Source organism: Pseudoalteromonas sp. SR43-7, from assembly GCF_014163785.1.
Taxonomy (GTDB): domain Bacteria; phylum Pseudomonadota; class Gammaproteobacteria; order Enterobacterales; family Alteromonadaceae; genus Pseudoalteromonas; species Pseudoalteromonas distincta.
In genome coordinates this window covers 215,074-227,240 of the sequence record NZ_JACJDY010000003.1, presented here as the reverse complement: position 1 = coordinate 227,240, position 12,167 = coordinate 215,074, and the positions used below count along the sequence as shown (strand labels likewise).

Sequence of the window (12,167 nt, the reverse complement as noted above, 5' to 3'; positions counted from 1 at the left end):
ACGATGTAAATAGGTTACGTTGTGTTAATGCGAGAATAAAACAATAAAATACGGAGTGCTTATGAATTATTTTTATTCATTATTGGAGGGTAACAATGACTATTTGGCTTAATGCAGGCATCATTTTTACCTTACTTGCTATTATCACTATTTTAATTAAATGGGGTAACGTTCGCGTAGTAGGTGTAACGCCAGTTCGAACCTTTACGTTTATAGCAATACTATTTACTTCTGGCCTTGATGTTGGCCTTATTATGTTTCCTTTAACTGAGTTTGCAGGTTATGCAGACATAAAAGCAAGCCCAGAATACGCGTTTGCAAATCCACTGGCTATTGAGTTTGGCTACTGGGGATTTTTGATCTGGGGATTTTACTTTCTTACGTGCTTTTATTTCTGTGTAATAGAACCTAAAGTGAAATTTTTCGAAATTCCTTGGGTTAAATTTATCAATAACGTTGTAATTATTGGTACATGTGCATTTACCGCTTATTTACTGCTTACAAACCTACCGTGGTATTTACCGGAATTAGGCGATGGAACAAGTATAGTTTCTGGGTTTTATTTAATTGTATTCGCGGCTATTTGTTTTGCTGTGTACTCAAGTACTGACATTAAATATGTACGTATTTTAAGTATCTCTACTACGTGGTTATTCTTAGCTTTAATCGCCTTTATGTGGACTGGCGCATTTGTGATAGGTGATAGTCAAATGTCAGCATTTACAGATAACTTAGGTTCTATTGGTACTTACTTTGCAAACATTAATGAATTTGTTTTACCGCTTAATGATTACCATGAGTTTTACTTATTCTGGTGGTTTGCGTGGAGCATAATGATTGGTCAATTTACATCACGCTTTGTTGGTGGACTTAAAACATACCAAGTATTAGGTGCAATGTTGATTTTCCCTTCTATTCCTATTGCGATTTGGTTTAGCGTACTTTATCACTACCATGAAGCGGGCATCCCAACTCAAGGTATTAAAAACTTCGCTATGGTATTTGTAGGTATTGTATTTGTAATTAACTCACTTGATTCGTTAGTGCGTTTATATACAGATAACCTAAACTTTACCGTAAAGCGTTTTGGCAAAATGAAATACATAATCGGAAATGTTGTTGCTCTATCATTACTTACACTATTGTTTAAATTAGAATTTTTACAAATTCAGTGGGTAGGCGCATTAGTTATCGGCTTGTTCTTTATCTGTGCAGCATTTATTGGTTACAGTAAATTTAAAACAGTAACGAATATAGATAGCTCACCAAAAGCAAACGCAATTGATTACACAAAAATAGACACAGTACACTAGGGATTAATAATGAATAACAAACTAAAACAACTTGTAGTAGCACTACCATTTGCACTTTTATCAACAACTGCAGCAGCTGATTGGTCAACAACAATCACTGCAGCGTCTGACTACACTTTTAATGGTGTAACACAGACCGATAGCGACCCTGCAATTCAAGGCAGCTTAGATTATGCTTTTGATAGTGGTGTTTACACTGGTGTTTGGGCTTCAAACGTAGATTTCGGTGACGACACTGATTTTGAGCTTGATGCTTACTTAGGTAAATATGTACAACTTGATGAGCAATTTAGCGTTGATTACGGTATCGCTTATTACACTTATCAAGGTAATAACAGTGACGGTAACTACGCTGAAGCTTACACTAAGTTTGGTTATGCAAGTGAATACGGTCAAACTGAGCTTAACTTTTGGTATAGCTGGGATTACTTTGGAACAGGTGCGGGTCATGTAATTTCAATGGTTGCTCACACTTATGAACTAGCTCCAAATCACGCACTACGTGCAAGTTTTGATATTTCAAACTCACTTGATGGTGAAAAGTGGGCTTGGGATACAAACCAGAAAAAATCGTACAAGCACTACCGCCTAGCTTATCAAACAAGCTACGAAGGTTTTGGTATTGAAGTGGCTGCTGAAAACACTAGCTTAGATTACGATTATGCTGATGAGCGTATTGTACTTGCTGTTTCACGCACATTTGATCTTTAATACATTAATTACTGATTAAACAAAAAATGCCACTCTATTTAGATTGGCATTTTTATTTTTCAAATAACTAACCAACTCACCAACTCACTAACTAACTAACTAACTAACTAACAATATCCCACGCACTTGTACCCGATGCAGAAAGATTGCTGGTGTTATTACGTAATACTTTATTACCTACATTAACTGATGACTCAGGGCGGCTTACTAAATACCCCTGAACTGAACTCACACCCATTTTTTTAACAAGCTCAAACTGCCCTATTTCTTCAACGCCTTCAGCTACAATTTTAAGGCCCAGCTTTTGTCCAAGCTCACTAATTGTATTTAATATATCGTTATATTTTTGGCTTTTATTGGCTTGAGCTATAAACGAGCGATCAATTTTAATAACATCAATTGGTAGATCAGCTAATGTACTCAACGAGCTAAAACCTGTACCAAAGTCATCAATTGCAATAGTGATGCCTTCTTCTCTTAATCTACTTAGCTCTTTGATTATTCTAGGACTGGCTTGAATAAATGTTGATTCGGTAATTTCTAGCATTAAAGACGTCGCCGGTAAGCCGGTTTTTTTTAGCTTCTTCATTATCCAATCATAAATATCACGGTGCTTTAACTGAATGCCCGAAACGTTAACAGATATTTTTACTTTGCGCATACCTGCATTATGCCATGCAGCCATTTGCCGACACGATTCAAGCATAATCCAATCGCCAAGCTCTAAAATTAAATTCGACTCTTCTGCTATTGGAATAAATTCTGAAGGTGGGATCATACCTTCAACTGGGTGGTCCCACCGGGTAAGCGCTTCAAAATAATCAATCATACAATCTTCAACATGTACAATTGGCTGAAAAGACAAGTAAAAATCTTTACACGCGAGCGCTAAACGCAATTCTTCGAGTAAATAATGGTAACGGCGCATTTTGTTACCCATTTCTGGCGAGTAAACTTTAAATATTCCCTTACCATCACTCTTAGCTCTGTACATAGCAACATCAGCTAATTGTAAAAGTGCTTGTGGGGTTGACGCACTTTCTGGGTAAGCAGCAATACCAATACTGGCACTAATTTTTACTATTTTATTGCCAAGCACAAAGTCTTTTTCAAGCTCACTTAACACGTGCTTCGCAATGTCAACAACTCTGTCGCTATCATCAAGTAGTTCTATAAATATGGAGAATTCATCTCCACCTAATCTTGATAAGTTTTGCTCTAATTGATTAGCGCTATTAATATTACTTAACTTATGGTGACGTAAAACATTTGCAAGTCGACTGGCCACTTGAACTAATATTTCATCACCAAAACTGTGGCCAAATGAATCATTTACTTGTTTAAAGCCATCCAAGTCGATAAATAGAAGCGCACATTTGAGATCTTCCTGATTAGCATGATTTATTTGTCTGTCTATGTGTTCAATATATGCATGGCGGTCAATTAACAGCGTGAGTTTATCTTGACAAATACTTGTTTGAGTTTGTTTTACATAATTAACTACGTGTGAATTTAAGCTATTTATAGATTGACTTAAGCTGCTTACACCTAATGGGTTCTCTGCCGGTTTAACTTGTAAATTAAATGCAGTAAGTAAGCTATTGGCTTGGCGGTTGAGCTCCGCTATTTGATTTTTATAATGACGTTTTCTACGTTCTCTACGTAAGTAAATACCTGAGCCAAATATCAATATACATAAAAATAAAAAGTTCATGGGTGATGAGAGTGTCATCATGATTAACTTATTAGAATCAGCGGCTACAAATTGGGTATCAGTGGTTTTAATAAGTAAAAAATCAGCTGTTGGCTGCTCAATTATATAATGCCCATTTAAAATGGGATTATACCAAGGAGCCATATCAAGGGAGGTATTCGTGATCTCGAAACTTCGTATATCAATATTAGTCTGAAATAGATTTATACGGTTTATCTGATTCGTTAACTCTATGTTTATGCAGAAACAAAATAGAACTATGATTAGGAAAATAAAACCGAGCGGCTTAAGTTTATTCATAAAAAAAATCCATCTATTTTGCTTCTCCTATCAAACCTATTACCAAAAGCGGATTATATCGCTTGCATTTAGTACTACGCAAGCATTGATATAACCCTAAGCCATTAGAATAACAAAAAATTGTAACGATAATGGATTAACTAACTATATCTACATATAGTATAGATGGGATTAATAAAAATAAACAAAAACGTTTTAATTGTTTAAAATTTAATACATACCGTCAATAAGCTCTATAATTTTTTCTTCCGCATTTATAAATTTATCCAACCCACCACCCGTGCGATAAGATGCTTGTGCTATTTTTTCATTTGTTTCAACATCTTTTACCCATATATTTGCGTATGCCATATATAGTGCTAAATCCCAACGCCAATTTGCTACATAGTAAGCCACGGCATTACAACCAGTAGTATCTGAATCAGATAATTCAGTCTGATAGTCTTGGTGTTTCAATACGTAATTAGCTGAAATAACTCGAGTTTCTACCTCATGCTTTGCAAAACCTTTTTTCATCGCATCAATAACACCCTCTTTAACAGCCTTATGTTCAGCAATACACACTGTTTTAGGTTTGTTTGTTTCAAAGCGAGTAATGTCTTGCTTGGCCGCACAACCCGCCAAGGTAGCAACCATTGCTGCTGCAACTGTTATTTTTAAAGTTTTCATATTTATTCCTTTTTTTTAATATTTAAAGCTGCCATGCATAGCTAACTTTTGTAAATAAGGTACGTTGATCCCGCTCAATATTTTTAAGTGAATCGTCTTGGTAACCTCTATCTGAGTAACCCAAATAAAACAGTGTTTGCGCATTAATTTTATATGAGTAAACAAGCTGACTACCATAGTCTTTGTTAATTTGGCTAACTTGATAAAAGTAGGCATTTTCGTCTCTATCAATATCTTCAAATTGTAAAATAAGCTTAAGAATTGAACGCATACTAAATTTATAATGAAGCCTAAAATCAACTAAGTTAGCTGTAAATACACGCTCCCCTTGTGGGTTATCTAATTGGCTGTAGTTATGTTTTACATCGAGCTGCCAATGGTCGTTAATGTCCCACACCATTTGGGTTTGGGTATCAAACGCATCGCCTAATTGCTCATTTGCATAATCAATGCGGCTAGCGTATTCAACATATAATGATAACTTTAAATCTTTAGTGGGTTTAAAGCCCGTATAAATGTAACCAATATTTTGATTATAAAAATTGTCATTATAATTTTCATAACGGTGTACTAAACCAATTTCAAAAATAGATTGTTTTTGACCTTTAAAACTCAAAAAGCCTTCGTATTCTTCTTCAAGTAAGTCGCCATTTTGTGCCCACGTTTTATCCCAGTCAGCTTCGTATGACCACGAGGTAAGTAAATCAGACTCATCTCTGTACCATGTTTGTCCGCCACCAAAGCCTACTTTTTCATAATCGACTTTAGCTTGATAACCTAAATCAGTGCGGTAGTCCTGCCCAATATTTTCATAAGATGCAAATAATTTGTAATCACGTTTATCGCGGGTAAGTTCTAGAGCATAAGCTTCATCTGATTGAGTTTCAGATAAGTTATAGTTTTGAATTAAAAATTCAGAGTTACGAGTATCAGCAGATGACACTTGATACAAAAGAGTATCCGATTGATTAAACCAGTAGGTACCATCCACTGATAATACAGTGTTGTGATAGTCATCACTTTCTCTGTGCGTGCTTGAAATACCAATAGTACCTTGCTGACCTAAGTCATATTGATAACGCCCTGCGGCTGCATTCGTTTTTTCGTTTAAGCTTGCAAAGCCAGAGCCCTGATTCGTTGGCAGTAAAATATTACTATTGTCGTCATCAGCTAGCATTAGCGCATAACTATGATCACCCGTTTTACCCGTCAGCTTTGCACCTAAAGTAGGCTCTGCAATTGTACGTGTGTATAAAAGCTCAAATAAGCTACTTTTAAAGTAAGAAGCACCATCTAAAAAGAAAGGACGTTTTTCAGCGTAATAAATTGAGAAGGTTGTATTTACATCAAGCTCTAAAGAGTCAGTTTCTACTTGCGAAAAATCAGGATTAATTGTCGCGTTTAAAACAGCATCTTTTGTTAAACCCCAGCGTAAATCTAAGCCCACTTCAGTATCTATATCACCCTTATCCCAATCACCCGGCAACGCAGATTTATTATCGTTACGCAGTGTGGTTAATGTAGGTGTTAATTGGATATTTTTACTTGATTCAATGTCACTAAAGCCAACTAACTTATCAAACTGGCAAAGGCTGCATTTCACATTTCTATCAAACCCCATATTTGATAGCTGATATAGCACATCACGTTGATAGTTTCTCATTACAGAAAAACCCCACGTTAGCTCATTTTGATTTTCGGGGAAACGTAGTGCCTTAAAAGGAATACGCATTTCAACAACATAACCTTGTTCGTTAATTTGCCCTGCGCTATCCCAAATAGCATTCCATGAGGTATCAGAACTCCACCCATCGGTGTCGGTCATTCGTATATCGCCTTGCGCGCCCAGCGGGTTAACATGGAATTCATAACCACTGCGTTCATCATTAAATGTATCAATAACAAGAATAACTACGTCGTCTTCCCATAGCGTATCGCGATCACGAAGTGATGCACGAATTTGCGTGGGGTCTGGGTCTTGTGCAACATAGGCAACATATAAGTTAGTGCCATCTTCGTAAATAAAGGCATCAGTTTTTACAGGGGGTGTGCCTTTTTCGTTAGGCTCATCTTGGTAGAGTAAAGATATACGTGTTGCATTTTGCCAGTGCGCCTCATCCATAACACCATCAACGGTGATATTTGAATTAATACGGGACAAGGATACTTGCTGTTTTTTAGCCGCTACATCTAGGCTTGAAAGTAATAAAGCGAAACTTAAAAATAGGAAGGTTAACTTTTTTATTATAGTTATAAAGTACTGCATAAACATCCATTTAGACTGTAATTACTCATAAGGAGCAACTTAAGCTGAGGATTGTAATTTATCCAGGTACATTTGTTAATACTTTGAAATGAAAAATTAACTATTTAATGATAAAGGAGTAACTAATTGTTATATATTACGTTTCGAGTAGTTTAAGCTTATCGTCTATGCCATTCCATACATCAGCGTCCTCTGGTGCAGGTTTAACCGCTGTAATGCGCGGCCAGACCAGTGCAAGTTCAGCATTCAATTCAGTAAACTCTTTTTGAGACTCTGGTAGCTCATCTTCTTGGTATATCGCATCAGCTGAACACTCAGGGACACATAAGCCACAATCAATACAATCAATCGGGCTAATTGCTAAAAAATTAGGGCCTTCAAAAAATGCATCTGCTGGGCACACTGATACGCAATCGGTGTACTTACATTTTATACAATTTTCGGTGACAACAAACGCCATACTATTTTAATACCTAAGATTTTGAACAACAGTTGTGGATCATACCCATCCACTCCAAAAATACAATAAATAAGTGCCATATCAGGCTATTTTAACGTAAAATGCGCGCCTAATGTTTGCACACTCGTTGTGCCCTGCATCCCCTTATTGTGAGCGGTAATAATACCCCGCTATGACACCTAAAAGAGATATAAATGATACGTTTAACCGAAATAAAGCTGCCACTTGATCATGACGAAGACGCAATTGGTCAAGCAATTGTAAATAAACTAAAAATCCAACCTGAACAATTGCACAGTTTTAATGTGTTTAAACGTGGTTATGATGCACGTAAAAAATCAGCTATTTTACTTATTTACACACTCGATATAGAAGTTGATAACGAAGCCGAGCTACTCGCAGCATTTGAAAAAGACCAGCATGTAAAAGTAGCACCAGACACAAGTTATAAATTTGTAGCCCAAGCTAACAATAATATCAAAGAGCGCCCTGTCGTGATTGGTTTTGGTCCTTGTGGTTTATTTGCGGGCTTATTACTTGCTCAAATGGGCTTTAAACCCATTATATTAGAGCGCGGTAAAGAAGTACGTGAACGTACAAAAGACACGTTTGGCTTTTGGCGTAAACGCACACTTAATACAGAATCAAATGTACAATTTGGTGAAGGTGGCGCAGGTACATTCTCAGACGGTAAGTTATACAGCCAAGTAAAAGATCCAAAGCATTATGGCCGAAAAGTCATTACTGAATTTGTAGAAGCAGGCGCACCCGATGAAATTTTATACGTAAGTAAGCCACACATTGGTACGTTTAAACTTGTCACCATGATTGAAAAAATGCGCGCTCGTATAATAGAGCTTGGCGGCGAAATTCGCTTTAGCACACGTGTTGACGATATTCATTTAGACGACGGGCAAGTAACAGGTTTAACGCTTTCAAATGGCGAGCAGCTAAACACTCGCCATGTTGTATTAGCCGTTGGCCACAGTGCACGTGACACGTTTGATATGATCCACAAAAAAGGGATTTATGTTGAAGCAAAGCCATTCTCAGTCGGTTTTAGAATCGAACATAAACAATCAATGATCGATGAATGTCGTTTTGGCATAAATGCAGGAAACCCAATTTTGGGCTCTGCCGATTATAAACTTGTTCATCACTGTGACAATGGCCGTACAGTTTACAGCTTTTGTATGTGCCCAGGTGGCACAGTAGTCGCTGCAACCTCTGAAGAAGGTCGCGTTGTTACCAATGGTATGAGTCAATATTCACGAAGTGAGCGCAACGCTAACAGCGCTATTGTGGTAGGTATATCACCAGAGCAAGATTTCCCTGGTAATCCACTTGCTGGAATAGACTTACAACGCAAACTTGAAGAGCAAGCGTATGAGCTTGGTGGTAGCAACTACGATGCACCAGCGCAGTTAATTGGAGATTTCTTAAAAGGTAAATCATCTGCAGACTTAGGTGAAGTACAACCCTCTTACACACCTGGTATTAAGTTAACTGACTTGAGTAAAGTGTTACCACAATTTGCAATTGATGCTCTTCGCGAAGCGATACCAGCGTTTAATAAACAAATTCGTGGTTTTTCAACTAACGACGGTTTATTAACCGGTGTGGAAACACGTACTTCGTCGCCTATTAGTATTAAGCGTGATAAAACATTCCAAAGTATTAACACCAAAGGGCTTTACCCTGCAGGTGAAGGCGCAGGTTACGCTGGCGGTATTTTATCAGCGGGTATTGATGGTATTAAAGCAGCTGAAGCGGTCGCACTGTCTATGTTAGAAAACGCTTAAACCTCTTTTTTAAGCTGTTTATCGAAAAGCCTCACTTTGTGAGGTTTTTTTGTGCTAAGTGTATAGAAAATAATAACACCTCAAGCACCTCAACAATGATCAAAACATTTACCTTTTCGTTGCTTATTGTATTAGCAATTTTTAACGCTAAAGCACAAGAGCTAAAAACCATTGATGAAATCCACACTGCATATAAAAATAATTCTATTAATGCACAGCAACTCACCCAAAGTTATATAGAGCGAATTAATAAACTTAACCCACAATACAATGCAGTTATTAGTATTGAACCTACAGCTATTGCTCAAGCTAAAACGTTAGATGAACTTGCCGCCAAAGGCTCTTGGGCAGGTCCATTACACGGAATACCTGTACTTCTTAAAGATAATATAGAAACGAAGGGCACACTTCCCACAACGGCTGGCTCTTTAGCACTTAAAAATAACGTTACTAATAATGATGCTTTTGTTGTTAAACAACTACGTAATGCGGGCGCTATAATTTTAGGCAAAGCTAATTTAAGTGAATGGGCAAATTTTCGTTCAACCTATTCATCGTCAGGCTGGAGTGCCGTAGGCGGACAAACACATAATGCGCACGATGTAACACGTAATCCATGTGGTTCTAGTGCAGGCTCTGCTGTGGCAGTCGCACTTAACTTTGCGCCCATAGCATTAGGGACTGAAACAGACGGTTCAATTACGTGCCCTGCCTCAGTAAATGGAGTTTATGCAATAAAACCGAGTATGGGCCAAGTATCACGCTCAGGTGTTGTGCCTCTTTCTAGTAGTCAAGATTCAGTAGGGCCGATGGCGCATTCACTTAAAGATGCACTGCTGGTTTTGTCGGTTTTGCAAGGTGAAGACTCTCTTGATGCAACAACTACAGGGTTTAAATTAAAAAAAGGTAATCTAAAATCAAAACCATCACTTATTATTGGTGCGCTGCCTAGCGACAAATTTACAATTGAAACGCAGCGCCTTTATGCCAAGCAGTTACAAGCATTAAAACAGGCTGGGCACACTATTATTAATGTAGATATTACTGATAACTTAGATACGCTATTTGTTGATGAATACTATATTTTACTTTATGACTTCAAAGCTGAAATTAATCATTACCTCGCAAGCACTCCAACACAAGTGGCTGTTAGAAGCCTAAAAGCACTTATTAATTTTAATATTCAAAATAAAAATACAGAAATGCCCCACTTTGAGCAAGATATACTAGTTCAATCGCAGGCTATTGATTTAACTAACAAAAAAAATACCATGAGACTAAAGAACGCTATCGCACTTTAGCAGCGACAGCCATTGCCAATGTATATAAAAACAACAAGCTTGATATTGTTATAGCGCCTACAGTATCACCCGCCTGGAAGACAGACTTAGTTAATGGTGATAATTTTAATGGCAGTAGTAGTTCGTTATCTGCTATTGCAGGCACAACTCACATAACTCTGCCGGTAGGCAAAGTAAGTGGTTTACCGGTTGGTTTGTCCATAATAGCAAATAAAGAGGGCGAGCAAGCGTCTTATGTATACGCAAATATTATTGATGAGGTGTTATCATCAGGCACAAAAAAACCTGAGTAAACTCAGGTTTTTTAAACTAAACGGCGTTAACTATGACTTTTTAAGTGACAGTTTTTCGCCTTTTAAGCTTTTACGAACGCTTGAAATACGTGAGCGATTTACTGCTCTCGCTTCACCGGTAGCTTGTCCTGATAACTTGTTAGAACGTGTACGGCGTAAATGCGCTGGTTTTTTACCAATTTTATCAATGAGTACTTCACGGTTACTTACTTCGTAACCTTCTAAATATACACGTTTGATTTTTTGACCGATTAACGTTTCAATTTCAAACAAAGTGTTTTCTTCTTCGCGGCTAACAAATGAGATTGCTTGACCTTGGCGACCAGCACGACCTGTACGGCCAATACGGTGAACGTAATCTTCTGCAAGCCAAGGTAAATCAATATTAATAACACGAGGTAAACCATCAATATCAATACCGCGAGCAGCCACTTCTGTAGCTACTAATACACGTACTTTGCCTTCTTTAAATTCACGTAAAGCACGACGACGGTTACCTTGAGATTTGTCACCGTGGCAAACGCCTGCCGGAATACCATCAAGGTTAAGCTCTTTAACAAGCTCGTCAGCTGTTTCTTTCATGTTTACGAAGACAAGCACTTGTTGCCAGTTTTTCTTACCAATCAATTCAGAAAGTAGTTCTTGCTTACGACGTTCTTCAACAGGGTAAACAACATGCTCAACAGTACTTGCTGTACTGTTAGTTTGATCAACACGCACTATTTCAGCTTGTTTTAATACTTTAGATGCAAATTGTTTAATTGCTGCAGGGAAAGTAGCAGAGAAAAGTAAAATTTGGCGCTCTTCTGCACAGCTTTTAATCACGTTTTGCATGTCTTCAATAAAGCCCATATCAAGCATACGGTCGGCTTCATCAAGAACAAGGTGTTTTACACTTGCAAGGCTTAAGTTACCTAAGCGAATATGATCAAATAAACGACCTGGTGTTGCAACAACAATATCTACACCTTCTTTTAAAGCATTTGCTTGGCCGGCGGTACTAACACCACCAAATAAACTAACGACTTTAAGTGATGTATGCTTTGCAAAATCTCTAAAATTATTTGCAATTTGTTCTGCAAGTTCACGCGTTGGCGCAAGTACTAACGCATGAGGTGCATTCGTTGTGCTGAGTTCAGACTCAACCAATTTTTGGATGATAGGTAAAGCAAACGCGGCAGTTTTGCCGGTACCAGTTTGTGCACTGGCTAAAACGTCTTTACCTTTACGAACAGCAGGGATTGCTGCGCGCTGAATGGGCGTAAGAGTGTGATAGTTAAGTTCGTCCAACGCCTGGATGATTTCAGGAGCGAAACTAAAAGATTTAAAATTCATGCT

8 protein-coding genes and 1 pseudogene are annotated in these 12,167 nt (G+C 37.7%); 4 read left to right on the top strand and 5 right to left on the bottom strand.

Annotated features, from left to right (window positions below; all coding sequences use genetic code 11):
• The first annotated feature begins 95 nt into the window (after positions 1-95).
• Both H5087_RS03675 and H5087_RS03670 read left to right on the top strand, forming a co-directional pair.
• Positions 96-1,313, top strand: coding sequence for a BCCT family transporter (locus H5087_RS03675; protein WP_182671198.1), 1,218 nt, complete (start codon positions 96-98; stop codon positions 1,311-1,313).
• Between the two features lie 9 nt (positions 1,314-1,322).
• The gene (locus tag H5087_RS03670; protein ID WP_182671197.1) at positions 1,323-2,024 is read left to right on the top strand and encodes a TorF family putative porin; all 702 of its coding nucleotides are present in this window, start codon (positions 1,323-1,325) and stop codon (positions 2,022-2,024) included.
• A 103-nt stretch (positions 2,025-2,127) separates the two neighbouring features.
• Here the strand turns inward: H5087_RS03670 and H5087_RS03665 are convergent, their stop codons facing one another.
• The 4 genes from H5087_RS03665 to fdxA all read right to left on the bottom strand — a co-directional run bounded on the left by H5087_RS03665 (position 2,128) and on the right by fdxA (position 7,433).
• Complete coding sequence (locus tag H5087_RS03665) at positions 2,128-3,882, bottom strand: putative bifunctional diguanylate cyclase/phosphodiesterase (protein ID WP_370626122.1); 1,755 nt, start codon at positions 3,880-3,882, stop codon at positions 2,128-2,130.
• Positions 3,883-4,248: 366 nt separating this feature from the next.
• On the bottom strand, positions 4,249-4,707 hold the full coding sequence (locus H5087_RS03660) for an Sbal_3080 family lipoprotein (protein WP_002958624.1): 459 nt from the start codon (positions 4,705-4,707) through the stop codon (positions 4,249-4,251).
• A 22-nt stretch (positions 4,708-4,729) separates the two neighbouring features.
• Positions 4,730-6,973 carry a carbohydrate binding family 9 domain-containing protein gene (locus tag H5087_RS03655; RefSeq protein ID WP_182671196.1) on the bottom strand — a complete coding sequence of 748 codons (2,244 nt, stop codon included), beginning with the start codon at positions 6,971-6,973 and terminating at the stop codon, positions 4,730-4,732.
• A gap of 136 nt (positions 6,974-7,109) precedes the next feature.
• Positions 7,110-7,433 (bottom strand): ferredoxin FdxA, encoded by a 324-nt coding sequence (gene fdxA, locus H5087_RS03650; RefSeq protein WP_182671195.1) that lies wholly within the window; start codon positions 7,431-7,433, stop codon positions 7,110-7,112.
• 194 nt (positions 7,434-7,627) lie between these two features.
• On the opposite strand from fdxA, the gene H5087_RS03645 reads away from it, so the two are divergent.
• Together H5087_RS03645 and H5087_RS03640 are read left to right on the top strand one after the other, a co-directional pair.
• Positions 7,628-9,235: an NAD(P)/FAD-dependent oxidoreductase gene (locus H5087_RS03645; RefSeq protein ID WP_182671194.1), complete on the top strand. Its 1,608-nt coding sequence runs from the start codon at positions 7,628-7,630 to the stop codon at positions 9,233-9,235.
• 95 nt (positions 9,236-9,330) lie between these two features.
• Positions 9,331-10,829, top strand: a pseudogene (locus H5087_RS03640) (amidase family protein).
• A gap of 30 nt (positions 10,830-10,859) precedes the next feature.
• Here H5087_RS03640 and H5087_RS03635 read toward each other — a convergent pair.
• Positions 10,860-12,164: a DEAD/DEAH box helicase gene (locus tag H5087_RS03635; protein ID WP_002958629.1), complete on the bottom strand. Its 1,305-nt coding sequence runs from the start codon at positions 12,162-12,164 to the stop codon at positions 10,860-10,862.
• Positions 12,165-12,167: the final 3 nt, after the last annotated feature.